Source organism: Maribacter spongiae, assembly GCF_047345125.1.
In the GTDB taxonomy this organism is placed as follows: domain Bacteria; phylum Bacteroidota; class Bacteroidia; order Flavobacteriales; family Flavobacteriaceae; genus Maribacter.
The window spans coordinates 59,276-85,547 of record NZ_JBLFEQ010000005.1; the positions used below are offsets into that span (position 1 = coordinate 59,276).

Consider the following 26,272-nt stretch of genomic DNA (forward strand, 5'->3'; position numbering starts at 1 on the left):
TCCATTAAATTATATAGTAACCTCAGAATTGATTTCTGAGATTTTTACAGGTCTATTTTCCATCAAAGATTTTTTAGCGGCCAACCCAATCCGTAAAGATTGTAGTCCATCTTCTCCATCTACGGGTACATTTTCATTACTTGTAAGTGCATCCACAAAATCTTGTATTTCGGTTTTATAGGCCTGGGCATATCGTTCTAAGAAAAAGTGAAGGGGCAATGCACCGTGTATTCCATCTTTATTGTGTAGTTTATGGGTATCGTGCAAATTGTTATTTCCCTGTACCATTCCTTTAGAACCGAATACCTCAACACGCTGATCGTAACCGTATGCGGCCTCTCTACTATTATCTATTACGGCCATGGTGCCATCGGTATAGGTTAGGGTCACTATGGCGGTATCGATATCGCCTGCTTTGCCAATGGCATCATCTATCAAAACGGCTCCTTTGGCATAGACTTCCTCTACTTCTTTTTCAACGATAAAACGAGCCATATCGAAATCATGGATGGTCATATCCAAAAACAAGCCTCCCGACTGTTTAATATAGGACACTGGTGGAGCACCCGGATCCCTACTGGTTATTTTTACCAAATGGGGCTCACCAATCTGACCACTTTTTACTACATTCTTCACTTTCTTGAACTCTTGATCAAATCTTCGGTTAAAGCCCAACATGAGTTTGACATTTGTTGCCTCAACAACCTGTAGAACGTTCATAACTCTATTTAAATCAAGATCTAAAGGTTTTTCACAAAAAATATGTTTTCCGGCTTTGGCCGCTAGTTCAGCATAGTTTGCGTGGGTATCTGTTGGAGTACAGATTATTACAGCATCAACCTCTGGAAGTGCCAATAACTCTTCGTAGGTTGCTACAGTTAAAGAAACTCCTTGATCTCTTGCATATTGTAACGAAGCCTCTATAGGGTCGGTTACTGCTACTACTTCTGCATGAGGCATTTGGAGCAAGTTGTCTAAATGTATTTTCCCTATCCTACCCAATCCAGCAACTGCAAATTTTATTTTTTTCATTATAAGCCTAAGGTTTTTATATAATCTCTATTGAATTGTGCACAAGCTTTTGGGTCCCCCATTCCGGGTAGAACATCTTGCTCTACTACAATCCAATCATTATAATTTATTTTATTTAAATAGTCTACAACAGCTTTAAAATCGACTGCACCTTCTCCTAATTTACAGAATACTCCTCGCTTTATGGCGTCAAAATAATCTCCATTGGCTATACGGGATTCTTCGGCCTTACCGGGATGATAATCTTTAAAATGCACATGCCAGATCCGATCGGCATATTTTTCGAGAGCATCCATAGGGTTTCCCCCTCCAAAGGCATAATGTCCCATATCCAGACACAATCCTAATAGTTTTGGATCGGTCAGGGCCATCAATTTATCAATCTCTTCAGGAGTTTCAATGTACCCCGCACAATGGTGATGAAATACGGTGCGAATACCAAAAGTATCTTTTACTGTTTTGGCTATAGCATTTGCCCCTTTGGCATAAGTAGCCCACTGTGTTTCGGTAAGGCCCATTTCTGGTTGGATCCTTCCAGCATTTTGGGTACGCTCAGATACAGATCCATTATCATCGGCAAGTACAATAAAGGCATTTTTATAACCTGCCTTGAACATGAGTTCCGCTGTTTTCAAGGCCGTTGTAAGACCCTTTTCATGTGCGGTGTCTTCCGCTAATGCTACGGGAACGAACGCTCCTAAAAGTTCCAAGCCCCTTTTGTTTATTTCTTCTTTTAACCGATTAGGGGTGGTAGGCATATACCCCCAATCACCTAATTCAGTACCTACATAGCCAGTTTCCTTAATCTCATTCAAAACCTGTTCAAAACCGATTTCCTCCGATTTTTCTTCCAAATCGAATTCCAACGCGCCCCATGAACAAGGGGCATTTGCAATTTTAATCATGAAATAAGGGTATTAAAATTTTCTACTCCAGTTTTTTGGCCATCTCTCTATTACTACCTTGGTCTGGGTGAAGAACTCAATCGCATGTCTTCCCTGTCCGTGCAAATCTCCAAAGAACGATTCTTTCCAACCTGAAAACGGAAATTGTGCTACAGGAGCAGCTACGCCAATATTGATACCTACATTACCGGCCATAACTTCACTTCTGAATTTACGTGCTGCCAAACCGTCTCTTGTAAAAATACAAGCCATGTTTCCATATCGACCTTGGTTTATAAAATCTATGGTTTGGTCTAATTCATCAAAATTCACCAAACTCATTACCGGACCAAATATTTCAGTCTCCATAACCTGGCCCTGTAAAGGCAGGCCTTCTAATATGGTTGGGGCTACAAAGTTTCCTTTTTCAAATCCGGATACTTTTGTATTACGCCCGTCCAACAATAGATTACCGCCTTCATCTACACCTTTTTGTATGAGCCCTTCTATCCGTTGTTTGCTCTCAGGGGTAATTACCGGTCCCATTTCCGTTGCCTTATCCAAGCCATACCCTACAGTTCGGGATTTTGCCGCTTCTACCAAGGCTTCGGTAAATTGTCCTTTGTTATCTCCTGTAGGAATGATTACGGAAGCAGCTAAACAGCGCTGTCCGGCACAACCGTAAACGGAATCTATTATAATTTTTGTGGTCAGATCTACATCGGCATCGGGCATAATAACGACCGGGTTTTTAGCACCTCCCTGCGCCTGTACACGTTTGCCGTATTTGGTGCCTTCTGAATAAATATATTTTGCCACCGGTGTTGACCCTACAAAACTAATAGCCTTTACTTTAGGATGTTGCAATAGGGTGTCCACGGAATCTTTACCACCATGCACCAAACTGAGCAAGCCTTTGGGCAAATCTAGTTTTTGGTCAATAAGCTCAAAAACATATTGCATGGTCATGGGTACTTTTTCTGAAGGCTTTATGATAAATGCGTTTCCTGTAGCAATAGCATAAGGCAAGAACCAAAAAGGAATCATACCTGGAAAATTGAATGGAGTAATACAACCACATACACCCAAAGGTTGACGAATCATAAATTCATCGATACCACTGGCGATATTCTCTGAAAATTCAGATTGTCCCATTACATAGGCACCACATGCTACTTCAACGTTTTCAATAGCTCGTTGCAGTTCTCCTAATGATTCTCCATAAGTTTTTCCACATTCATCGGTAATCAATTTGGCAATTTCTTCCTTATGATCCTCTAGAAGGGTTTTTAGTTTAAAAAGGGGCTGTACCCTTCGCATGGTAGGTACATCTTTCCATTCCAAATAGGCTTGGTGCGCCAATTCAATGGCCTGGTTCATGTCCTTAGCAGTGTCGGGGCCAAAAGGTACTTTGGCCAATGTCTCTTGATTGGCCGGATTCAACACGTCGATTGTTTGATTTGATACGCTTTCCGTCCAAACGCCGTCTATATAATTTCTTAAAATGTTCATTTTTATTATGGCTTAAATACTATTTGTTTTTATTGTGTTTGTTCTTAAATCAGTTGCTTCCAAGCAAGATGTATATCAATATGGTTATGCCACACAGGGCTATGGACATGGGTTTGGTGTATTTCCAGGAAACCAAATCTACTACCCCTACATCGGTTACTTCGTACATATTCTTTCTGGGTCGGAAATAGGAAACGGCATACATGATAATGACGTTCAGTATGAACTCGATTCCCCAAAGGTGTACAAAATGTATCCCGTGCGAAGTGTATCCCCATGACATAAAAATGTAAAAGAAGAGCCCAAAGATCAAGGCTGTTTTTGCGCCCAAGGCAGATACTTTTTTCATAAAGAACCCTGCCAATAGGATGGATGCAATCGGAATAAAGAAAATTCCGTTCAATTGTTGCAATAATTGATATAGCCCATCGGATGCGTTGGCTACCAAAGGAGCCGTAAATATGGCTGCTATGGCCAAAACGGCCGATGTTATCTTACCTACCCGTACCATACTTGAATCGCCAGCTTCTTTATTGATATGTCTTTTATAGATTCCAACACTGAACAGGGTGGCGATGGAGTTCAATACCGAATTGAACGTACTCAGCACCGCTCCCATGATTACGGCCGCAAAGAAACCGATCATCCAAACGGGAAGCACTTTTTTTACCAATTCTGGATATACCGCATCTTGGTTGTCGTAAAAAGAATCTTGAAAATAGTAGTAGCAGATAACCCCGGGAAGGATAATGACCAAGGGAATCAATATCTTAAAAAGACCTGTCAGCAATAAGCCTTTTTGGGCCTCCTTAAGGTTTTTTGCGCCCAAGGCCCGTTGTATAATGGTCTGGTTCATACCCCAAAAATAGAGTTGGTTGATGATCAATCCGGTAAAAAGCACTTCAAAGGGCAAAACGGAATCTGCCGCTCCGATGACGTTAAATTTTTCAGGGGCAAATTCATATACCTTGACCAAACCATCTACAATATTGCTATCGCCAATGGCCCATAGGGCAAAAAAAGGAATCAATAATCCGCCCACCAAGAGCCCCACACCGTTTATGGTATCCGAGTAAGCTACTGCTTTCAAACCTCCAAAAATGGCATAGATCGATCCAATGGCCCCAATGGCCACTACAGTAATCCACAAGCCTTCGGTTTTGCTTACACCAAAAATATCGGAAATACCAAATAGACTTTCAATGCCAATAGCACCTGAGTACAACACAATTGGCAATAGGGTAATGACCATTGATAAAATTAGGATCAGGGCCACCAAGGTTCTGGTGGTTCCATCGAACCGATTTTCCAAAAACTGAGGAATCGTGGTCAGTCCCATTTTTAAATATTTGGGAATGAAAATCACGGCGGCGATGACTAAAGCTATGGAAGACGTAACCTCCCAGGCAATGACAATAAACCCATTGACATAAGAGTTACCGTTCATACCGATCAGGTGTTCCGATGAAATATTGGTCAATAACATGGATCCTGCAATGACCACCCCGGTCAAACTTCGCCCGCCCAAGAAATACCCTGCGGTTGAGTTTAAATTGGTCTTCCGAAGGCTATACCATGTGAAAAAGGCGACCCCACCCGTAAAAAGGATGAAAGAAGTTAAGGTGATCATTAAATTGCTGTCCATAATCTATTGGTTTATTTGATTTTAGAGGTAGTGCTTTTGCGTTTTTTTATTGTCCTTATACGTTTTTAATGATTTTTTTACTGCTTCTTTTTCCGATACTTGAGCAATGGCAACGTCCCACCAGGCAAACCCGGGAACCGCTTTTTTTCGATCTACCTCAATATAGATGAAGACGGTCCGGTCAATGGTCTTGGCTTCTTTTAACGCCGCTTTCAATTCTTCTACATTTTTGGCCTTAATGACGTAGGCACCCATACTTGCTGCATTAGCTGCATAGTCAATGGGCAATAGACCCCCATCCAGTTGTTGTGTTTCTTCGTTTCTATATCGATAATAAGTACCGAAACCATCGCTACCTACAGAACTGGACAGACTTCCAATGCTGGAATACCCATCATTATTGAGCATCACAACGGTCATTTTGATTTTCTCCTGTATTGCGGTCACCATTTCCTGGGCCATCATGAGATAACTTCCATCGCCCACCATAACATAAACTTCCCCATCGGGATTTGCCATTTTGGCCCCTAATCCTCCGGCGATTTCATAGCCCATACAAGAATATCCGTATTCTAAATGGAATCCTTTAGGGTGCGACGTTCTCCATAATTTATGAAGGTCGCCCGGCAAACTTCCGGCAGCGCATAAAACAATATCCTTATCCGTAGCAATGGCATTGACCGCTCCTATCACCTCTCCCTGAAAAGCAGGGGATTCATTTTTTTCAGCATAGATTTCTGAGACAAAGGCATCCCAACTTTTATTAAGTTCTTTGACCTTGTTCGCATAAGCTGAATCTACTTTATAATCGGAAAGTGCATTGTCAATGGCTTCTAAAATAGCCTTGGCATCGCCTGTTAGAGGGATAGCCCCATGTTTAAAGGAATCAAATTCCGCAATATTGATATTGATGAACTGCACATTTGGATTTTGAAATGCAGATTTTGAGATGGTGGTAAAGTCACTGTATCGTGTACCTATACCAATTACCACATCAGCTTCTTTTGCAATTTCATTGGCTCCGGGGGTTCCGGTAACACCCATAGCCCCTAGGTTTTGAGGTTCATCATAGGTTAGCGAACCTTTGCCTCCATAAGTTTCGGCTACGGGTATTCCCGTTCGGTTGACGAAATTTTTCAGTACGGTGGTTGCCCCACTGTAAATGGTTCCCCCACCAGAAACAATCATTGGGTTCTTACTTTTGGCAAGAACTGATATCGCTTTCTTTAAAAGTGATGCATCTGGCATTGGTCTAGCTATATGCCATACTTTTTTATCGAATAATGCTTCTGGAAAGTCAAAAGCTTCTGCCTGTACATCTTGGGGAATACTCAAGGTTACGGTACCGGTTTCGGCTGGCGAAGTAAGTACTCGCATCACTTCTGGTAATGAGGTAATTAATTGCTCAGGACGATTGATACGATCCCAGTATTTGGATACGGGTTTAAAACAATCGTTCACAGAAATATCTTGTGTATTAGCAGATTCTAACTGCTGTAATACAGGAGCAACTTGCCTTGTAGCAAAAATATCGCCCGGTATCAGTAATACGGGAATCCTATTGATTGTAGCCCCTGCCGCAGCCGTTAACATATTAGTAGCTCCCGGTCCAATGGACGAGGTGCAGACAAAGGTCTGAAGGCGATTTTTGACCTTTGCATAGGCCGCTGCCGCATGTACCATGCCCTGTTCGTTTCGGGCTACATAAAAAGGAAAGTCCAAGCTTTGGTGTAATGCTTGCCCAACACCTGCAACATTACCATGCCCGAAAATGCCAAAACAACCTGCAAAAAATCGATTTTGCACACCATCACGCTCAACATATTGATTCTTTAAGTATGTTATCGTAGCCTGTGCTACCGTAAGTTTCCTTGTTTTCATAGTTTAATATTCATTGTTCGTTAACTGTTATAAATAGAATATTTTTCAATTCAAAACCCATAACTTTTAACTCATCACTTATGCTTGCTAAAACCCTCCTTTTTCTTCAATAAATTTTAAGGACTCTTCAAGGGTAGGCATAAAATTAGCACATCCGTTTTTTGTTACTACTTGAGCACCACTGGCATTGCCCATTCTACAGGCCTTATACAAATCCCATCCTTGTAATATGCCATATAAGAACCCTCCGGCAAAGGCATCACCTGCACCTAGTACGTTCAGCACTTCAACAGGAAAGCCGGGAACATCTTCTTTTTCGCCATTGGATCTATAAATTGTAGCTCCGTCTTCACCCCGTTTTACAATAAGTATTTCGATGCCAGAAGAAAGCAATCTGTCTATTGAAACATCAATATCTCCCTTAATTTCCGGAGCGGAGATTTGTTGGTCTTTAATGGTTACTTGCGAGGCATCGTCCATGGTGGCTGCCAATATCTCTTCCTCTGTACCTATGGCTATCTTTACTCGTGGAAGTATGGCCCGTACCGTTAATCCGAAGGCTCTGTAGTCATGCCATTGATCAGCTCTAAAATCAAGGTCCAAAACTACATCTACGTTATTTTTATTTGCAATTTCCGTAGCAAAAAAAGTAGCACTTCTACTTGGTTCTACATTTAATGCCGTGCCGTTAATCAGTAGTATTCTGTAATCAGGAATATTAGCATTCTGTACGTCGTCAATATCAACCTGACTATCGGCCGCATTATCACGATAATAGACTAACGGAAACTTATCTGGTGGCTCAATTCCTAAGACCACAGCACTACTTCTTGTGCCATTTTTAACAGGAATGTTTTGGGTATTTACATTTTCTCGCTTTAAAAAATCAAGAATAAACTCACCTACTTTATCATTACCCACTGCTGTAAGCAAACTAGCATTAACACCCAAACGTGCACAGGCCACCGCAATATTCAATGGAGATCCACCTACAAAGGCATCAAAACCCTCAATAGCATTAAAAGGAGTACCAATATTTTGAGAATATAAATCGATTGATGACCTACCAAAGGTGATGACATCATGTTTTTTATCGGACATAAAATTATTTTTTATTCATTTCTGCCGTTACTAAAGGCAATCTCTTATCTTTTTCGGACCATGAATCATAGATCCATTCATGATCGGGATCTGTGGTATTCGCCAAGCATTGATCGGTACCTGCCAAAAAATTCAGATAATAGCAATGAAAACCATGCTCTGCTACCACAGGATGAAACCCTTTGGGTATCATAACCACATCGTCATGTCTTGGTCTTACAATTTCGTCCAAAGACCGATCCTTTGTGTACACCTGCTGTATGGCATAGGCTTCGGGTTTTTGAAACTTATAGAAATAGGTTTCTTCTTGAACGGGCTCCAGTACATTGCCTTCATCATCTAAAATGCGTTCATCGTGTTTGTGTGCCGGAAAGGAGCTCCAATTGCCTGAAGGCGTATAAACTTCTCTACATACCATTTTACTACATCCAAAGCCTGGTGGTACCAAATCATTGAACTGTCTGGTGGCGTTATCACCCCCAAAAATGACCACTGGAGTATCTTCAGGAGTCACGAATTTTGGTGGAAAGTCTTCATCAACAGCACACCAGCCATAAGCAATGTCTAAATTGGCACTGGTAGCCTCAAGTGTAAAATTTGTATTTCTGGGAAGATATAGTGTATGAGCCACCCCACTAAACACGTCTTTACGACCATTTACAGTTTCCCAATTTCCTTTATCACTGGTCACCTTGAAATTTCCGCTTAACAATACGATAACCAATTCATTTTCTTCTGTATCCCATTTCCATTGCGCCCCTAACTTTAATTGTCGGGCTTCAAAATTTAAGTACTCCCAATTTGCCGATTCAGGCGATATACTATGATAGGTATCGGAATCTTTTTTAGGTTTTACTAATAAGGGTGACATTGTACTCATTATATAGTTTTGTATGTTCTAATTTCATTTGCTCTTCCGGTTGCGCCCAAGAGGTCGAATTTTTCAAGCATAAACTTTTCTTGTTCATCTATATAGGTCTGTCCAGGTACAATGGGGTCAAAAAGTTCGGGGGTATTTTTAAAAAATTCTCGGTGTACACGGGTCCATAATAATCGGGTGTCTGTAGCAATATTTATTTTACAGACACCGTAAGCAATGGATTTGACGATTTCATCTGGGGCTACACCGGCAGCGCCCTCATTCAAAAGACCTCCACTTTGGTTGATTCGTTCAATTTCAGCACTATTTACCGCTGAACCACCATGAAGGACAATGGGAAACCCCGGAATCCTGTTCTGGATCTCTTCCAATATATTGAACTGAATACCCTGTCCGCCAGAAAATTTGTATGCACCGTGACTTGTACCCACGGCGACCGCCAGACTATCGCAGGCTGTTTTTTGCACAAATTCCACCACTTCATCGGGTTGGGTGTATTTGGCATGTTTCTCATCAATGGAAATGTCATCCTCTACACCACTGAGCACGCCCAGTTCGGCCTCAACGGCTACATTGTTCTTATGGGCTTTTTCTACAACGGCCTTTGTTCTTTGTATGTTGGTTGCAAAATCATCGTGGGAAGCATCGATCATTACCGAATTGTATTTTTTTGATGCAATGGCATCAAAAGCATGTTCTTCCGTACCATGGTCCAAATGAACGGCATAGGTCGCTTTCGGATAAATCTTGGCCGCTGCCGAAACCATGGCCAACAACATATTAGGATGTGCATAATTACGTGCGACCGGGGTCATTTGAACAATGAAAGGAGCATTAGCTCTTTGTCCTGCCTTAAACAACCCATGCACCTGCTCCATAGTAAAGACATTCACCGCTGCAATGGCGTATTTGCCATAACAGGCCTCGAACAATATTTTGGGAGAAACGTTCATAAAAACTAACTGTTTTTGAATGGCTAATCATCCATCCAATCACCCAAAACAACAATAAAATATTTAGTCCATAAAGTATTGTATGCTGAAATCTTATGCAAAGGTTTGCATTGAATAAAACCCAACGAAGATTCAGATGACAGGTTTAAAGCCTTATATTTGAATAGGTTGAAATTAATATGTACCTTAATCAATGAATGGTGATATCTAAGAATGCAAATGTTAAAATGGACATTCTTAAAGATTTGATAATCTTCCCCCAGTTTGTTTTTTCTTTCTTTGGGAAGTAAAATAGTTAGGTAAACCAAAGTTTTATGTCAGCTTCAAACGATACTTTGCTCCTCCTTCTAAAGGAAAACAATGAGTTTGCTTTCCAGCAGATTTATAACAGGTATTGGAAACGACTATTTCAAATTGCCTTTTCCATTCTTCAGAACGAGGAGCTGGCCAAAGATGCCATACAGGACGTTTTCGTGAAAATATGGACCAAACGTCATGATTTGGATATCAAACATCTGGAGGCGTATCTCTACCGGGCGGCAAAATTAAAGTGTTTTGAAATTCTTCGCCGATCCAAGATCAAACAAAAAGTATTGAATAGATTCAACAAAATTACTGAAGGAAACAATGTAGATGAAACCATTGATTACCACGATACCCAGGACAAAATAAGCCGGGCAATGCAAAATATTCCGCAAAAAAGCCTTAGGGTATTTCAAATGAGTAGAAATCAAAATCTTTCTAACAAACAGATTGCCGAAGAATTGGACATTTCCTATAAAACCGTTGAATACCATATTTCGGTTTCCTTAAAACATCTAAAAAAGGTAATGGGTTTCTTTTTTTGATTTTATATTTATTTCCTTCTTATCCAGTTACTTGCGAATAATCCCATACAATTATACAAATGGTGAAATTATTTTTTTTAACTTTTTATTAGGGTATCTGGTCTTTGGTGCATCTATAAAGAGGAGACCTATGGTTATGAGCGAAAAAGAATTGAAAAAACTTCTTGGCGGATATTTAAACGATACTTGTTCTGATCAGGAGAAGGTTTTTTTGGATACCTTTTTTGATAGTTATGGGATAGAAAGTGATTTGGGAGGACTGTCGGATTTTGATTATGATCTCTTGAAAAAAGAGATGATGGGCAATATCAAGAAAAAAGTTCGCGGAATTGAGGGAAGGCAAAAAAAATCCGGATATTCCCTATGGAGACCATGGTATGGGATCGTTGCTTCATTTTTGGTTCTTTTGGGCATAAGCGTTGGGTTTTTGTTGCAGACTCCAGAAAAAATCGAGGTAAAACAGCCTCTTCTTTTGACACAGACCAGTTTATCGGGTCAAAAAACCGATATCGTATTGAGTGATGGCACTAAAATACGTTTAAACTCCGGTAGTACGTTGGTATTTCCCGATAGCTTTGGAAATATGGCCTCAAGGGAGGTTACCTTGATAGGAGAAGCCTTTTTTGATGTAACGCCCAATCCTTCAAAACCTTTTATCATCAACTCGGGGGAACTGGTAACCAAAGTATTGGGAACCTCTTTCAATATAAGTGCTTATCCGGAAAACAATTTATCCATGGTCACGGTGGCTACAGGTGAAGTCGAAGTGACGCCTAAATTTGATGCTGCCGATGGAGTGATCATTACCCCGAACGAGCAAGCAGTTTTTAATAAGGACAATGAAAATATGCAAACCCGTAAAGTGGCCATGGATCGTTACCTGAATTGGAAAAATGGTATCATCCAGTTTGAGGACGAAACCCTTGGTCGGGTAGCCGAAGTGTTGGAACGATGGTATGGGGTGCATATTGCGATGGAAAATAAAGCCTTGGCAGAATGCCATATTACCGCTACTTATGACAATGCCCGTCTGTCGGTCATCTTAAAAAGTATCGTGTATGCAAAAAAGAATATGGAATATACCTATCTCTCTGAAAAAGAGGTGCTTTTAAAAGGTTCCTGCGGCGATTAAGAATATAGAACGAAAACAGAACTAACTTAATAAAAATTATATATGAAATAAAAAAAACAAAAACCAAAAAAAGAAGGCAGCCCTATAACACTTTGGCGAGCGGTAATCGGACTGCCTGCAGCTTAACAGTAAATCAAATAATAACCATTAAACAGTATGTGAAGTTATGAATTCATTGACAATTAAACAATTTATCAAATTGACATTCAATACATTTTGCTTGTTAGTCGTCTTTGCCCTGTTGAATCCAGTATTGGCTTCTGATGCAGTGGCCCAAAAACTGAGTAAAACAAAGGTTGACCTATCGGTCAAGGAAGCAAGTCTCATCGATATTTTAGAAGATATTGAAGAGCAAACGGCCTTCAACTTTGTGTATGACAGAAAGGTAAACAGACTCAAGAACCGATTTAATTTTGACCTAAAAGGAGCTTCTTTGCGTTTTGTGCTAGAAACTTTGGCCAAAGATGGAAAGTTGAAATTTAAAAGAATCAACGAGAACATCTCCATCAATGTGGCCCCCAAGGACAATAAAGTAGTAGAAATCATCTATCAAGATGTTTCGGGTACGGTCACTGATGCTGACGGAAACCCGCTCCCGGGTGCCAGTATCGTTGAAAAAGGAACCAATAATGGTACAACGACCGATTTTGACGGAAATTTTTCCATTTCCGTTTCCAGTGGTGATGCGGTACTTATTGTTTCTTACATAGGTTTTGAAATTAAGGAAGTGCCCGTAAACAATCAGAGTCAAATATCCGTGCAACTTACAGAAAAGGGCACTTCATTAGATGAAGTGGTCGTTGTTGGATACGGCACTACTACAAGACGCCAAAACACAGGTTCGATATCATCTATTTCTGCTGAAGAAATTGGTGCGCTTCCTATCAACACATTTGAACAAGCAATTGCAGGTAGAGCATCAGGGGTATTGGTGCAACAAAATTCAGGTGCTCCTGGAGGTAGTGTTTCAGTTCGGATTAGAGGTGTGGGAACACCGGGCAACAGTGAGCCTCTTTATGTTATTGACGGAATCATTTTAAATAATGACAATACAGGAGGCACTTCAAATATCTTATCTACCATCAATCCAAATGACATAGAGTCAATTGATATCCTTAAAGATGCGGCGTCTGCTTCTATTTATGGAGCTAGAGCAGCTAATGGTGTTGTTTTGATTACCACCAAAAGCGGTAAACTTGGCAAAACAAAATTGAACCTTGATTACTATGTAGGTGTTCAAAACAGATGGAATGAAGTTGATGTGTTGAGTGGTCCTGAATATGCTTCTTATGTTAATGAATTGACCGGAGCCAATACCTTGGATCCAAATCAAGTGGTTAATTCAGATTGGCAGGATGCCCTTTACCAATCTGCTGTGGTTTCCAATTTAAATATTGGATTGAACGGAGGAAACGAAAACTCTACATACTCATTATCTGCAGGATATTTCGACCAAGAAGGTATCATCCTAGGTAGTGATTTCGAAAGAATTTCCGTAAGAGCAAATTCTAAACACAACTTAAGGGATTGGTTGCGAATCGGAAACTCGTTCTCAGTTTCCCGTTCAGAAAGAAATGGTGTTAGCGAAAATGCCATTAACAATGGTGTTTTGGGTATTGCTTTGCAATATAGCCCCGTGATTCCTGTTTTTGATGCTGATGGAAACTTTGGTGGCCCTGGAGACGTTCCTGGAGGGGTTTCAAATTCTCCAAGAGCAAATCCATTGGCCTTGGCCGAGTTGTCTACTAATGAAACCCAAACACTTCGTGCATTGGGGAATCTATATTTTGAAGTGGATCCATTTCCAGGCTTAACGTACAGATTGAACTTGGCAAATGATTTTATATACAATGGCAACAATAGTTTTGTACCCAATTTTACCACAGGTACGAATAATGTAGGCCCTAATCCAAGAGCAAGTCGTTTTGATCAATCAAGCAATTCATGGATTATTGAAAACACCTTGCAGTATAATTTTGATTTAGATTCCAAGCACTATTTTAAATTATTGGCTGGAGCTACAAGACAAGGTTTCAAGCAAGAATCGCAACTATCCAATACAACTACAATATTGGATGACAACTTGATTTATTTGAACGCACAAGATCAAGTAGTAGGTAACAGTTTTGCTGAAGAATGGGGTATTCAATCGTACTTCGGACGATTAAATTATAATTATGATGGTAAATATCTTTTCTCTGCGTCAGTAAGACATGATGGTTCTTCTCGCTTTGCCCCTAATGAACGATTCGGAACCTTTCCTTCAGTTTCTGCTGGGTGGATCGTATCCAGTGAGTCATTTTTAGAAGATTCCAAAACATTGTCTTTTCTAAAGCTGAAAGGAAGCTGGGGTGTTTTAGGGAATGACCAAATTCCTTTATACTCTTTTGTTTCTCAGGTCGGAAATGTAGCCTATGTTTTTGGAGATGGTGCTCAAGGAGGTACTATACCAAATACCTTAGCGAATACTGATTTAACTTGGGAAGAGACCACACAATTTGATTTGGGTATTGAGACCGAATTTTTTGATGGTAAGTTGAATTTTTCATTGGAATATTACAATAGAAATACTGAGGACATTTTGTTAAGAAGCCCACTTCCACTATTCTCTGGAATTCCTTCTTCAGGAACTCCATTTATCAATGCGGGTGAAGTAAACAACAATGGTATCGAAGTTCAGGTTGGATATCGTGAAGACAAAGGCGATTTTAAATGGTCATTAAGTGGAAACCTTACCACGATCAACAACGAAGTAACTTCCTTGAACAATGGTCAGGAACTTACGGCAACTGCGGAAAACATCTTTGTATCCAAATTTTCAGAGGGTCAACAAGTTGGTGCCTTCTTTGGATATCAAACCGATGGAATTTTCCAAACTGCACAAGAGGTAACTTCGTACACCAGTTCTAACGGAACGGTCATTCAGCCAAATGCACAACCAGGAGATTTTAGATATAAAGATTTAAACGACGATGGTACCATTTCTGCTGATGATCAAACATTCATTGGAAATCCGGTTCCGAAATTTGTTTATGGTATATCTGGATCTGCATCATATAAGAATTTTGATTTCTCCATCTTATTACAAGGAGTTGAAGATGTAGATGTTTTCAATCAAAATATGTTTATTCTTGGTGATTTGACCTTTGTTGATGCCAATCACTATAGCGACATCTATAACAATAGATGGACCGGACCTGGAACAAGCAATACTGTACCAGCTGCGAATCTAAGTTCTGTTAATAACAACACTAGGGTCTCAGATTATTATGTCTTTGATTCTTCGTATTTAAGATTGAAAAACGTTTCTGTTGGATATACCATTCCAGCAAAGGTTACGGACAAATGGGGAATCGAAAGATTTAGAATATACATCAGTGGCCAGAACCTATTAACGTTCACCGGTTATGATTTAGGGCAGGATCCTGAAATCGGTGCAGATGGACAAAACCCACTTTTACAGGGATACGATGCAGGGAGGTATCCTTTAGCTAGGGTTATTCAAACTGGATTAAGTTTTAACTTTTAAAAAAAATCGAAATGAAATCATTAAAAAGAAAATTTGTCAATGTACTTGCCGTTTCAGTTTTGTTTGTCAGTGGTTGTAATGACGAGGAGTTTCTCGATACTGCACCTTTAGACACAACGACTTCGGCCAGCTTCTTCTTGACCGAAGAAGATGCGGTAAGGTCTATTAATACCGCTTACGACCCTATGCAGAATTATTGGTACTATAATTTTTCTGTACCGGTAACCTACAACATTTTAAGTGGGGATGCCATAAAGGGCGGAAATTCATTGGAAGATCAGGGAGAGTACAACCAATTTGCCAATTTTGGATTGATCACCTCTGATAACAGTCGCTTGCAAAACATGTGGGAGTTAATGTTCATTGGAGTGAATAGATCAAACCTTGTTTTGGCCAATGTTCCAAACATTGAGGATATGAGCGAAGCAATTAGAAGCAGGATCTTGGCAGAGGCGCGTTTCCTCAGAGGCTTACATTATTTTAATATTGTCACCATGTTTGGAAGGGCACCCCTATTAACGGAGCCCGCCTCTCTTGACAATTTGGATCAACCTTTGGCCACTTCTGCAGAAATATATGCCCAGATAGAAGCTGATTTTACGGCTGCTGCCGATGTTTTGCCTGATAGTCATGATGCCAGTAATATAGGTAGGGCAACAAAAGGTGCTGCGAATGCATTTTTGGCTAAAGCGAGAATATTTCAGGGAAAAATTGATCAAACAACCTCCGATTTATTGGATGCTGTGATAAACAGCCCTGTAGGATATTCTTTATTAGGCAATTATTCAGATAATTTCAGTGTTTGTTGCGATAATAATTCAGAAAGCATTTTTGAAGTTCAATTTGGTTCGGGTGCTGATGTCAGTGTTTGGGCTGCCAATGGAGTAGCCGATATCAATGCCAACTGGACCAATGTAACCATGGGCCCTAGAAATACTACAGTTCCGAGAGGTTGGGGATTCAACCAACCAACTCAAGAGTTTTTAGATTTCTTCAATGCAAACAGTGACTCTAGGGGAGAAGACACCATATTCGTTCAAGGTGACGCGTTGCCTTGTGAACCGGGTAGCACTTATGACGAAACAGTGAATAGCGGTACCATGGGACCATACAACTTTAAAAAGTATCAAGACTTTTGCGGTAGTCGATATGATTCTGCAATCAATTTCAAAGTTATGAGGTTAGCTGAGGTTCTTTTGCTCAAGGCAGAGGTTGAAAATGAATTGGGCAATACAGGTACCGCGGAAGGCTTTATGAACCAAACCAGGGCACGGGTTGGTTTAGCCCCCATTACGGGCCTGTCACAAACCGATTTAAGAATGGCCATCCTTAGTGAAAAAAGAGCAGAGCTAGGTATGGAAGGTCAATACTTTTTGGATATAATTCGTATGGGCATGGGGCCAGATTTCTATGCCGATAGAGGTTTCGTTCAAGGTAAAAGTGAAGTAATGCCTATTCCTGCATCAGAAATCGCAGTCAACGGCTGGGAGCAGAACAATGGGTATTAACAAACTACCTTGGGGAAAGCCCACATGGCATTCAGAAGAAAAGAATGTTCAAAGTTTCGAGGTAAGCCTCGTAGCAACTTGCCTGACGGCAGTCAGGTTTAAATCTCGATTATCGAGTAAAGTTACAATTACAGTAGAGTAAGTAATTGAGTTATGTTAGTTTGTAAAAAGGGGAAAATCATTTAAGCTTTCCCCTTTTTTTTAGTCTTTTAATTATTGCTTATGGGGCTTCAAAATTATTGGTATTTTTTATTGGTTTTTATGATTTGCGTTGGTTGTGATAACAGTTCAAAAGAAAAGCAAAATTCTGCCTTTTCATTTGAATTAAAAACAGCAAAGGAAACCAACATTGATTTTGAGAACAATGTTTTTCCCACGGCAGACAAGAACGTTTTTACACATTATACCTTCTATAATGGGGGCGGTGTGGCAATTGTTGATTTGAACAATGATGAATTGTTGGACGTATGTTTTGTAGGAAACCATGTTCTCTCAAAAATTTACATCAACAAAGGAGATTTTACATTTGAAGACATTACCGCTATATCCAAGTTTGAACATAAGGGCTGGGATACCGGAATAACTTTTGCCGATATTGAAGGTGACGGGGACAATGATCTTTACGTTTCGACCGTGGATGGTGAACCTAATCGATTATATATCAACTCTGGTATAAACAAGGATGGAATTCCGATTTTTGAAGAAAAAGCGGAGTCATTTGGTATTGCCCAGCAAAAATACACGAACCAATCCACTTTTTTTGATTATGATAAAGATGGTGATTTAGACCTTTTTCTATTGATCAACAGTTCAACCGTTGGCAACAAAAACAGACCGGATGAACGTATGCTCAATGGAGAATCGCCAACAACGGATATGCTTTATCAAAACAATGGAAACGGCACTTTTAGCAATGTTTCCAAAGAAGCAGGAATCCTTAACGAAGGCCTTGGTCTGGGGTTATCCGTTACTGACTTAAATGAAGACAATTGGCCCGACATATATATAGCCAATGATTTTCTTTCACAGGATATAATTTACATTAACCAAAACGATGGAACTTTTAAAGACCGTTCCAGTCAATATTTAGAGCATGCCAGTTATAACGGAATGGGTGTGGACATTGCAGATTATAACCAAGACGGCCACCAAGATATTCTGGTTTTGGATATGCTGCCCGAGACAAATGAAAGGAGAAAATCCATGTTAATGCCGATCAACTATGATCTCTTTCAATTACGGCAGGAAAGGGGGTATTTGCCCCAACATGTTCGCAATACCTTACAATTGGGTATGGGAAAAGACGCGAATGGAAGTCAGGTCTATCAAGAGATAGGCTGTTTGGCCAATGTATATGCAACTGATTGGAGCTGGGCACCACTATGGACAGATCTGAACAATGATGGATTTTTAGATCTATATGTTACCAACGGATATTTAAAAAATGTTACTGATTTAGATTATGCCCTCGCTGCCCAACACACTGTAAAGTTTGGCAATGAAAATGAAATCAGGAGAAAACAGGTTGAAGGGCTTGATAAAATTAAGGGAGTTCATCTGCCCAACTATGCTTTTTTGAACAATCAAGGTGCCATTGCCCTTTCCGATGTCACTGGTTCATCAGGGCTTGACATTCCCTCTTTTTCTAATGGTGCCGCTTATGGGGATTTGGATAATGATGGAGATTTAGACCTTGTTGTAAACAATCTTACAGAACCAGCTTTTGTTTTTGAAAACAAAACTGCCCCGACAAAAAATAATTACCTCAAGATAGCACTTCAATTTGAAGGCGGAAATCAAAATGGCTTGGGAACTAAAATTAAAATTACCACAGATAAAACCTCCCAAAATTATTACCACAGTTACACCAAAGGTTACTTGTCTTCCATGAACGATGAGATTCATTTTGGACTTGGAAAAGATTCAATAATCAAATCTTTGGAAGTAATATGGCCTAATTCAAAGGTAAACCGTTGGACAAACATCAACGCAAATCAACTGTTGAAGCTCCGTTACCAGAGTAATGAGGTAAGCGAGAACAAACCAGTTCAAAATCAACACCTATTTCAAGAGGTTACAAATCAAGTTGTGTTGGATTATAACCATGAAGAAAACGATCATATTGATTTTAACGATTCTCCTCTACTATTGCGGATGAACTCAAAGAACGGACCGAAGATGAGTAAGGCCGATGTAAACGGAGACGGTACTGAGGATATTTACATAACTGGAAGTAAAGGATTTAGTGGCCGTTTATTTCTCCAATCCCATAAAGGGGATTTCGAAGAAATCAATTTTCCGTCCGAAATCGATCGGGAAGAAACCAATGCACTTTTTTTTGATGTTGACAATGATGGTGATATGGATCTATATGTTGCCTGCGGGGGCAGTGACAATCGCAGCGCCATACCGTTATATCAAGATTTATTGTATTTGAATGACGGTAAAGGAAACTTTTCTTTAGACAGAAACAGGTTGCCTGTAATTGAATTCTCAACAGCTACCGTTATTGCTGAAGATTATGATCGTGATGGAGATGAGGATTTATTTGTCGGATGTGATTACGGTTATAACCTTTATCCTAAATCCCCGCAATCATATTTGTTGCAAAACAACAACGGTCATTTTAGTGCTGTGTCTTCCGATATGTTCGAAAATCTAGGGGTCATCAAGGATGGAATTTGGACGGATTTGGACAATGATGGATGGATGGATTTGACACTGGTCGGAGAATGGATGCCGATTGAAATCTTTAAAAATCATAATGGTAAATTACAACGTACAGAGAGTAATGACCTAAGATCCGTAATGGGTCTTTGGAATTGTATTGACCAGGGAGATTTTGACAAAGATGGTGATCAAGATTTTGTGGTAGGCAATTTGGGCCTCAATAATCCATATAACGTTTCTGCGGAGCATCCACTTAGGGTATATATTGGGGATTTTGATAAAAATGGAAAAATTGACCCCATCATTACCTATTATGGTAAAGATAAAGCGGGCAATTATGATGAATATCCATTGGCCTTCCGAGATGCGCTCATACAACAGATCGTAGGTTTTAAAAGAAGGTTTATGACCTATGAATCTTACGGTACTGCCAAAATGCAGCAAGTGTTTACAAAAAATGAACTTGAAGGTGCCATATTGAAATCTGCCAGCCATCTAAGCACCATGTATTTTGAAAATTTGGGCAATGGTAAATTTAAACCTATTCCTTTACCTTTAGAAGCCCAAGTAGCCCCTGTAAATGATTTTCTGATTCGGGATTTTGATTCTGATGGCACTTTAGATATTCTTTTGATGGGCAATAACAAGGCTGCGGAACCCGTATTTGGTGATTATGACGCTATGAAAGGGCTTTTGTTAAAGGGTGATGGAAAAAATGGGTTTAAAGCAGTACCATCCGATAAGAGTGGACTATATATTAAAGGGGATGCAAAATCCATATTACCTTTAAAAATAAAAGATAAAGAAACTTACCTGGTAGGTAGAAACAATGCTCCGCTCATGATATTGAAAAATAGGGATGCAAATGAAAAGTAATATGATTCGCAGTTTTTTTTTAGTATTTATCGTTTCCCTTTTAATGGGATCTTGTACCAAAACCCACAATGTAAAGGCATTGGACAATTTCTCCAAAGACCAGATCAATCTGTGGAACAAGCACCTGACCGATGTAATGGTCAGGGATATTTTTTCGCCTCCCGTTTGCAGCCGTATTTATGCCTATCCCAATATTGCGGCCTATGAGGCATTGGCCATGGGAACAGATTCTCTCAGCTCCTTAAGTGAGAAACTTACGGATTTTCCAAAATTACCACGGCCCGGTGCTGACACCCAATACTACTGGCCAATGGTCTCTATAGTAGCCTTTGCCAAAGTTTCTGAGCAAATGGTCTATGATTATGAGGCCGTTCAAGAAGAGTTGAAAGTATATTTGGATGAATTGAATAAAATAGGAATCGATAAGACTATTTTCTCCAATTCTAAGGCTTATGCTGAACGGATCGCACAAGATGTTATCGGTTGGGCGAACAAGGATGGGTACGTAGAGCGCGTACAAAAGCCCGCCGAAGTAAATGCAAAAGGTCCTGGCATTTGGGTTCCCACCCCGCCCGATTACCTGCAGCCCATTGAACCACATTGGAATACAATGCGCCCTTTTCTTATAGATTCGGCCTCACAATTTCGACCGGCTCCGCCAACCCATTTTGACCTTGATATGGAATCGGATTTTTATAAAGAAGTTATTGAAGTAAAGGAGGTCGTGGAAAATGCTACGTACAGGGAAAGAGACATTGCCAGATTTTGGGACTGCAACCCCAATGAATCATACCATTTAGGTCATCAAATGTTGTTCAAACAAAAAATATCACCGGGCGGACATTGGATGATGATAACATCCATAGTTACTAAAAAGGCCGATCGTACATTGATCGAACGAACACGGGATTTTGCCTATGTAGCTACCGCTTTGGCCGATGCCTTTATCAGTTGTTGGGATGAAAAATACAGGAGCAATCTTATACGCCCGGAAACCTATATCGCAAAACATATCGATAAAGAATGGAAACCGATTTTACAGACCCCTTCTTTTCCCGAACATACCAGTGGGCATAGTGTGGCATCAAGTGCCGCAGCAACGGTGCTCACTCACTTATATGGTGACAATTTTTCCTTTACGGATACCTCGGAAGTTGAGTTTGGGCTTCCTATCAGAGATTTTTCCTCTTTTGAACAAGCTGCACAAGAAGCTGCAATAAGTAGACTATACGGTGGAATACACTATAGGCCCGCTATTGTAGATGGTGTAGAACAAGGGAAAGCTTTAGGGGATTTTTGTTTAAAAAAAATCATTGATGGCTATCCTGATCTTGTTCAAGACCCAAAATAGTAATAATGACATGACGATTTTTAAAATAATTTTTTGAGTTAGTTTAGTTTTTTGAGTTAGTTTGTTTAGTTCAAAAGGAGTGGTATCGGGGATATAAATTTCCCCCATATTGCTCCTTAGACTATTGAGATTTATAACGAAAGACCTTAACAGCACCAATTGTACTATCCGAGATGAAAACCTGTAGAAGAACCTTTTTAAAACAATCGTCGTTGTTTACCATCGCTACGACCGTATTGCCAATTCAAGCATGCCTATCGGGGCAACAAAGTATTCGGTTTGGGGTGGCCAGCGATTCACATTATGCCGATCGTGAACCTAAGGGAACACGCTACTACCGTGGATCATTGGGCAAAATGCAGGAGTTTGTTGAAACGATGAATCAGGAAAAAGTCGATTTTGTTATCCACTTGGGCGATTTTAAAGATGAAGGACCGGACAAGAAAGAAACGGATACCTTGAATTTTCTGAAGGACATTGAATCGGTTTACGAAACCTTCAAAGGGCCTAGGTTCCATTGTATAGGCAACCATGATGTGGATAGCATTACCAAGGCGCAATTTCTTGCCCATATTACCAATACCGGTGTCTCTAAGGACAAGAGCTACTATTCCTTTGACCAGAACGGGTTTCATTTTGTAGTATTGGATGCCAACCGACATAAAGACGGTTCCCACCATTTTTTTAAAGAAGGGAGCGATTGGCAAGACACCAACCTTGGTGAAAAGCAAACAATATGGTTGCAAACCGACCTACAGAATACAAACTTGCCCACTATCGTATTCTGTCACCATCCCCTTTTTGAATACCATGGTGAAGGACATAAATACCATATCAATAATTATAAGAAAGTACAGGGAATTCTTGAAGAATCGAACAAGGTATTGACCGTATTCCAGGGTCATGTGCATAATGAATCCCATAAGCGAATCAACGGTATCCATTACATTACCCAACTAGGAATGGTAGACTATGAAGGCTTGGAAAACAATAGCTTTTCCATTGTGGAAATCAATGGAAACGAACTAAAAATCAACGGTTATAAAAGAACGACCACAAACCTGTTTGAAATTTGATCATCAACACTATTAATTAATATGAGCAACAGTAACCCCAAAAACTATACCCGAAGACACTTTATCGAACAAACGGCACTGACCTCGTTGGCATTGGTTTCACTCGTTAACTGTACTTCAAAGAAAAAAGAAGGAAAGAAACCTGAAAATGGGACTATTATCGACCTTCAACCAGACCCCAAAGGATATTTGGACCTGCCCGAAGGATTTTCATATAAGATTATCTCAAGGAGGGGAGAAAAAATGTCCGACGGCCTGTTGGTTCCCGGAAGACCCGATGGTATGGGTGCCTTTCTTGACGGATTGGGCAGAACGGTAATCATCCGCAACCATGAGAACAGCCCTAACCCATTGGAAAACAGTCCGTTTGGATTATCTAACGAATTGTTGGTAAATATGGAAGCGAACAAACTGTATGATTTTGGCAATGGAACAAACCCAGGCCTTGGTGGTACCACCACACTTGTCTATGATGAAGTGACGGAAACACTGGTGGATCAATATATGAGCCTTGCAGGAACCTATAGAAACTGTGCAGGAGGTGTTACCCCATGGGGCAGTTGGATTACCTGTGAGGAGGATGTGACCAAGGCCAATGAAGATAGTATCGAGAAAGATCATGGTTATGCCTTTGAGGTTCCGATGAACACCGATGGGATGGTAGATCCAGTCCCTATTAAGGCGATGGGCCGATTCAATCATGAGGCCGTGGCCGTAGATCCCATATCAGGATGTGTGTACCTAACAGAAGATAGACCAGATGGCCTTATCTATCGCTATCTCCCTAACGAGAAAGATAAGCTATCGGCAGGAGGACAATTACAGGTAATGGCGATTCGGGAACGGAAAAGCTTGGATACCAGAAATTGGGAAACACCAACAATAGCAAGGCATGAACCTTTGGAGGTCTTTTGGATAGCTATTGACAATGTAGAAGCTCCTGAAGATGATTTAAGATACCGGGGCTTTGAAATGGGAGCTGCACGTTTTGCAAGGGGCGAGGGTATCTGGATGGGAAAAGACGAACTTTTCTTTGCATGTACCAATGGAGGGCCAAAAAACTTTGGACAGGTTTTTAGATATCAACTATCTTCAAAAGAAGGTTTGGAAGGTGAAAAAGAAAAACCCGGCATACTTGAACTCTATGCCGAATCCGATGACAAAACAGTGTTGCACATGTGTGATAACCTGACGATTGCCCCATGGGGAGATTTATTGTTGTGCGAGGACAATGGTGAACTTAACCACATTAAAGGGATTGACAAAAAAGGACGAATATACACCTTGGCATGTAACAGGAGTTCTACATCAGAGCTTACCGGATTGGTGTTCTCGCCTTCTGGAAAGACGTTGTTCGTAAACGTTCAGGAAAATGGGGATACCGTTGCGATCACCGGACCTTGGGAAAAAATGAGCTAACCATATAATATTATGAGGTAGTTTTTTGCTAAGCGGTGTTTTCGGTTTTTTGATTAAGATGACCTATTTAGGTCAATATCAGATTTCTTTTGAAGAGGTCCTGATGACGAGTTCAGGTCTAAAAATTTCTTCACGATACCCTGAAATCTCTTCAGAATCCTGTAAATGCTTCAATAATAACCTGGCAGAAAGCATTCCAACACTGTACGCAGGTTGCCATACCGTAGAAAGTGCCGGTACAAAATAGCTGGAGTGGGGTTCATCATCAAAACCGATTATAGAAATATCATCGGGTATTTTAAAGCCTAATTTTTTGGCAGTATGCATAGCGGCAATGGCTATAGAATCATTAACTGCAAAAATCGCATCCAATGGAGTTTGTGATTTGAGCAATGATTCTGATGGGCCAATGCCATCTTCATGAGAAAAACCAGCTACGTGAACTATATTTTCCGGTAGTATGGGCATATTGTTTTTCTTCAATGCATCTATATATCCATTCAAGCGGTGTTTAGAAATCGAAAGCTCAGGGGGGCCACTTATGTGCGCAATGTTTTTGCACCCCGATTTAATCAAATATTCAACAGCTTGAAAGGCACCGTCATAATCATCAACAAGAACCTTATCCACATTCAGCCCGGGACAATCCCTGTCAAATACGACCAAAGGAATCCCATTTTTTTGAAGTGCCTTAAAATGTTTATATTTTTTGGTGGAAGAGGCCGGAGAAACCAAAACCCCGTCAATTTGCGACTTTGCCATTTTTTCGACAATGGCGACCTCTTCGTCATATGATTCGTTAGAAAGACTTATTGAAATATTATAACCCGCAGGAGATAGTACGCTTTGAATTCCGGTTATGATGGTAGAAAAAAAATGACTGGTAATTTCAGGAACGATGACCCCTATAGTATGAGTCTTTTTTTGTAGCAGGCTTATAGCTAATAAGTTGGGATGATATTTTAACTTTTTAGCCAGTTTTACGACCGCTTGCTTGGTCTCTTTTTTTATGGCAGGATGATCTTTTAATGCCCGTGATACCGTAGAAGCGGATATATTAAGTGCTTTCGCTATGTCTTTTATGGTGACCCGACCTTTTTTCATGATATGACATTGTTCCTTTTGCCAAAACCAAGATACATTAGAAATACCGGAAACACCAATTGAATTTGATAGTAAGAAATCAAAAATGAATTTTACCCGTGATATGATGTTATTTGACATGTAAAAAACCAGTTCATCCATAAAAAATCACATATCATTTAGGAGCTTGTAATATCTTCATCTTTCAATTCCTTAATTTTGACTAATAATCGGATTTCATGAAATATAAATGCATCATTTTTGATTGCGATGGCGTACTGGTAGATAGTGAAATAATTACTTCTAAAGTATTGGTTTCAATGGCAAAAGAGCTGAATCTTTCCATTACTTTGGATTATGCGATCAAGAATTTTATGGGAAAGTCGTTGAACCATATTATGGCATATATCGAGGAATGTCTAGATTGTCCATTGCCTACGGATTTTGAAACAGAATATCGAAAAAGAACCTATGACAGGTTTAAAAAAGAATTAAGACCTATTGATGGGATACTGCAACTTATTGAAAAAATTGAGGTGCCTTTTTGTGTAGCTTCCAGCGGTCCTTTAAAGAAAATAAAGACGAATTTGACCATAACCAATATGGCCAATAGGTTTGTGGGCAGAATGTTTAGTTGTTATGAAATAAACAGTTGGAAACCTGAGCCCGATATCTTTTTACATGCCGCAAAAGAAATGGGATTTCAACCGAAAGAATGTGCAGTGATAGAGGACAGTCTTGTAGGCGTACAAGCCGCATTGGCAGGAGGGTTTGACGTTTTTATGTATTCAAAAAGTGATTCGGACAACAGCATAGACCATAATAAAGTGACTGTTTTTAAGCACATGGGAGAACTATCTGAACTATTATTTCAATGATCCTCAAGAAACTT

At 40.1% G+C, this 26,272-nt stretch carries 18 protein-coding genes; 9 read left to right on the top strand and 9 right to left on the bottom strand.

The genetic code is table 11. The features are described from left to right. Window positions 1–9 precede the first annotated feature (9 nt). The 8 genes from iolG to ACKWB9_RS08430 all read right to left on the bottom strand — a co-directional run bounded on the left by iolG (window position 10) and on the right by ACKWB9_RS08430 (window position 9,888). On the bottom strand, window positions 10–1,032 hold the full coding sequence (gene iolG / locus ACKWB9_RS08395; protein WP_414002567.1) for an inositol 2-dehydrogenase: 1,023 nt from the start codon (window positions 1,030–1,032) through the stop codon (window positions 10–12). Then, the gene (locus ACKWB9_RS08400; protein ID WP_414002568.1) at window positions 1,032–1,937 is read right to left on the bottom strand and encodes a sugar phosphate isomerase/epimerase family protein; all 906 of its coding nucleotides are present in this window, start codon (window positions 1,935–1,937) and stop codon (window positions 1,032–1,034) included. Before ACKWB9_RS08400 ends, iolG begins: the two co-directional genes overlap by 1 nt. A 12-nt stretch (window positions 1,938–1,949) precedes the next feature. Then, a complete protein-coding gene (locus tag ACKWB9_RS08405; protein WP_414002569.1) occupies window positions 1,950–3,428 on the bottom strand; it encodes a CoA-acylating methylmalonate-semialdehyde dehydrogenase in 1,479 nt (492 codons plus the stop codon). A 49-nt stretch (window positions 3,429–3,477) separates the two neighbouring features. Then, complete coding sequence (locus ACKWB9_RS08410; protein ID WP_414002570.1) at window positions 3,478–5,073, bottom strand: solute:sodium symporter family transporter; 1,596 nt, start codon at window positions 5,071–5,073, stop codon at window positions 3,478–3,480. A 21-nt stretch (window positions 5,074–5,094) separates the two neighbouring features. Then, window positions 5,095–6,954: a 3D-(3,5/4)-trihydroxycyclohexane-1,2-dione acylhydrolase (decyclizing) gene (gene iolD, locus ACKWB9_RS08415; RefSeq protein ID WP_414002571.1), complete on the bottom strand. Its 1,860-nt coding sequence runs from the start codon at window positions 6,952–6,954 to the stop codon at window positions 5,095–5,097. 87 nt (window positions 6,955–7,041) lie between these two features. After that, window positions 7,042–8,055, bottom strand: a complete 1,014-nt coding sequence (gene iolC, locus ACKWB9_RS08420; protein ID WP_414002572.1) for a 5-dehydro-2-deoxygluconokinase — start codon at window positions 8,053–8,055, stop codon at window positions 7,042–7,044. 4 nt (window positions 8,056–8,059) lie between these two features. Further along, window positions 8,060–8,926 (bottom strand): 5-deoxy-glucuronate isomerase, encoded by an 867-nt coding sequence (gene iolB, locus ACKWB9_RS08425; protein ID WP_414002573.1) that lies wholly within the window; start codon window positions 8,924–8,926, stop codon window positions 8,060–8,062. 8 nt (window positions 8,927–8,934) lie between these two features. Then, on the bottom strand, window positions 8,935–9,888 hold the full coding sequence (locus ACKWB9_RS08430) for a class II fructose-bisphosphate aldolase (protein ID WP_414002574.1): 954 nt from the start codon (window positions 9,886–9,888) through the stop codon (window positions 8,935–8,937). A 314-nt stretch (window positions 9,889–10,202) separates the two neighbouring features. On the opposite strand from ACKWB9_RS08430, the gene ACKWB9_RS08435 reads away from it, so the two are divergent. The 8 genes from ACKWB9_RS08435 to ACKWB9_RS08470 all read left to right on the top strand — a co-directional run bounded on the left by ACKWB9_RS08435 (window position 10,203) and on the right by ACKWB9_RS08470 (window position 24,297). Further along, window positions 10,203–10,736: an RNA polymerase sigma-70 factor gene (locus ACKWB9_RS08435; RefSeq protein WP_414002575.1), complete on the top strand. Its 534-nt coding sequence runs from the start codon at window positions 10,203–10,205 to the stop codon at window positions 10,734–10,736. Between the two features lie 136 nt (window positions 10,737–10,872). Next, on the top strand, window positions 10,873–11,868 hold the full coding sequence (locus ACKWB9_RS08440; protein ID WP_414002576.1) for a FecR family protein: 996 nt from the start codon (window positions 10,873–10,875) through the stop codon (window positions 11,866–11,868). Between the two features lie 166 nt (window positions 11,869–12,034). Further along, window positions 12,035–15,397 (top strand): SusC/RagA family TonB-linked outer membrane protein, encoded by a 3,363-nt coding sequence (locus ACKWB9_RS08445; RefSeq protein WP_414002577.1) that lies wholly within the window; start codon window positions 12,035–12,037, stop codon window positions 15,395–15,397. Window positions 15,398–15,408: 11 nt separating this feature from the next. After that, a complete protein-coding gene (locus ACKWB9_RS08450; RefSeq protein ID WP_414002578.1) occupies window positions 15,409–16,905 on the top strand; it encodes a RagB/SusD family nutrient uptake outer membrane protein in 1,497 nt (498 codons plus the stop codon). A gap of 222 nt (window positions 16,906–17,127) precedes the next feature. Next, window positions 17,128–20,451, top strand: a complete 3,324-nt coding sequence (locus ACKWB9_RS08455; protein WP_414002579.1) for a VCBS repeat-containing protein — start codon at window positions 17,128–17,130, stop codon at window positions 20,449–20,451. Then, window positions 20,441–21,802, top strand: coding sequence for a vanadium-dependent haloperoxidase (locus ACKWB9_RS08460; RefSeq protein ID WP_414002580.1), 1,362 nt, complete (start codon window positions 20,441–20,443; stop codon window positions 21,800–21,802). The genes ACKWB9_RS08455 and ACKWB9_RS08460 overlap by 11 nt, the downstream gene beginning before the upstream one ends. Before the next feature lie 173 nt (window positions 21,803–21,975). Beyond that, entirely contained in the window at window positions 21,976–22,878 is a 903-nt protein-coding gene (locus tag ACKWB9_RS08465) for a metallophosphoesterase family protein (protein ID WP_414002581.1), read from the top strand. A 21-nt stretch (window positions 22,879–22,899) separates the two neighbouring features. Then, window positions 22,900–24,297: an alkaline phosphatase PhoX gene (locus ACKWB9_RS08470; protein ID WP_414002582.1), complete on the top strand. Its 1,398-nt coding sequence runs from the start codon at window positions 22,900–22,902 to the stop codon at window positions 24,295–24,297. 78 nt (window positions 24,298–24,375) lie between these two features. Here the strand turns inward: ACKWB9_RS08470 and ACKWB9_RS08475 are convergent, their stop codons facing one another. Further along, on the bottom strand, window positions 24,376–25,401 hold the full coding sequence (locus ACKWB9_RS08475; protein ID WP_414002583.1) for a LacI family DNA-binding transcriptional regulator: 1,026 nt from the start codon (window positions 25,399–25,401) through the stop codon (window positions 24,376–24,378). A 218-nt stretch (window positions 25,402–25,619) separates the two neighbouring features. Between ACKWB9_RS08475 and ACKWB9_RS08480 the strand changes: the two genes are divergently transcribed. After that, window positions 25,620–26,258, top strand: a complete 639-nt coding sequence (locus tag ACKWB9_RS08480; RefSeq protein WP_414002584.1) for an HAD-IA family hydrolase — start codon at window positions 25,620–25,622, stop codon at window positions 26,256–26,258. Window positions 26,259–26,272 lie beyond the last annotated feature (14 nt).

Bases quoted from the DNA above. Each gene is read 5' to 3' on its own strand.
- iolG (WP_414002567.1), bottom strand. From the start codon at position 1,032: ATGAAAAAAATAAAATTTGCAGTTGCTGGATTGGGTAGGATAGGGAAA.
- ACKWB9_RS08400 (WP_414002568.1), bottom strand. From the start codon at position 1,937: ATGATTAAAATTGCAAATGCCCCTTGTTCATGGGGCGCGTTGGAATTC.
- ACKWB9_RS08405 (WP_414002569.1), bottom strand. From the start codon at position 3,428: ATGAACATTTTAAGAAATTATATAGACGGCGTTTGGACGGAAAGCGTA.
- ACKWB9_RS08410 (WP_414002570.1), bottom strand. From the start codon at position 5,073: ATGGACAGCAATTTAATGATCACCTTAACTTCTTTCATCCTTTTTACG.
- iolD (WP_414002571.1), bottom strand. From the start codon at position 6,954: ATGAAAACAAGGAAACTTACGGTAGCACAGGCTACGATAACATACTTA.
- iolC (WP_414002572.1), bottom strand. From the start codon at position 8,055: ATGTCCGATAAAAAACATGATGTCATCACCTTTGGTAGGTCATCAATC.
- iolB (WP_414002573.1), bottom strand. From the start codon at position 8,926: ATGTCACCCTTATTAGTAAAACCTAAAAAAGATTCCGATACCTATCAT.
- ACKWB9_RS08430 (WP_414002574.1), bottom strand. From the start codon at position 9,888: ATGAACGTTTCTCCCAAAATATTGTTCGAGGCCTGTTATGGCAAATAC.
- ACKWB9_RS08435 (WP_414002575.1), top strand. From the start codon at position 10,203: ATGTCAGCTTCAAACGATACTTTGCTCCTCCTTCTAAAGGAAAACAAT.
- ACKWB9_RS08440 (WP_414002576.1), top strand. From the start codon at position 10,873: ATGAGCGAAAAAGAATTGAAAAAACTTCTTGGCGGATATTTAAACGAT.
- ACKWB9_RS08445 (WP_414002577.1), top strand. From the start codon at position 12,035: ATGAATTCATTGACAATTAAACAATTTATCAAATTGACATTCAATACA.
- ACKWB9_RS08450 (WP_414002578.1), top strand. From the start codon at position 15,409: ATGAAATCATTAAAAAGAAAATTTGTCAATGTACTTGCCGTTTCAGTT.
- ACKWB9_RS08455 (WP_414002579.1), top strand. From the start codon at position 17,128: ATGGGGCTTCAAAATTATTGGTATTTTTTATTGGTTTTTATGATTTGC.
- ACKWB9_RS08460 (WP_414002580.1), top strand. From the start codon at position 20,441: ATGAAAAGTAATATGATTCGCAGTTTTTTTTTAGTATTTATCGTTTCC.
- ACKWB9_RS08465 (WP_414002581.1), top strand. From the start codon at position 21,976: ATGAAAACCTGTAGAAGAACCTTTTTAAAACAATCGTCGTTGTTTACC.
- ACKWB9_RS08470 (WP_414002582.1), top strand. From the start codon at position 22,900: ATGAGCAACAGTAACCCCAAAAACTATACCCGAAGACACTTTATCGAA.
- ACKWB9_RS08475 (WP_414002583.1), bottom strand. From the start codon at position 25,401: ATGAAAAAAGGTCGGGTCACCATAAAAGACATAGCGAAAGCACTTAAT.
- ACKWB9_RS08480 (WP_414002584.1), top strand. From the start codon at position 25,620: ATGAAATATAAATGCATCATTTTTGATTGCGATGGCGTACTGGTAGAT.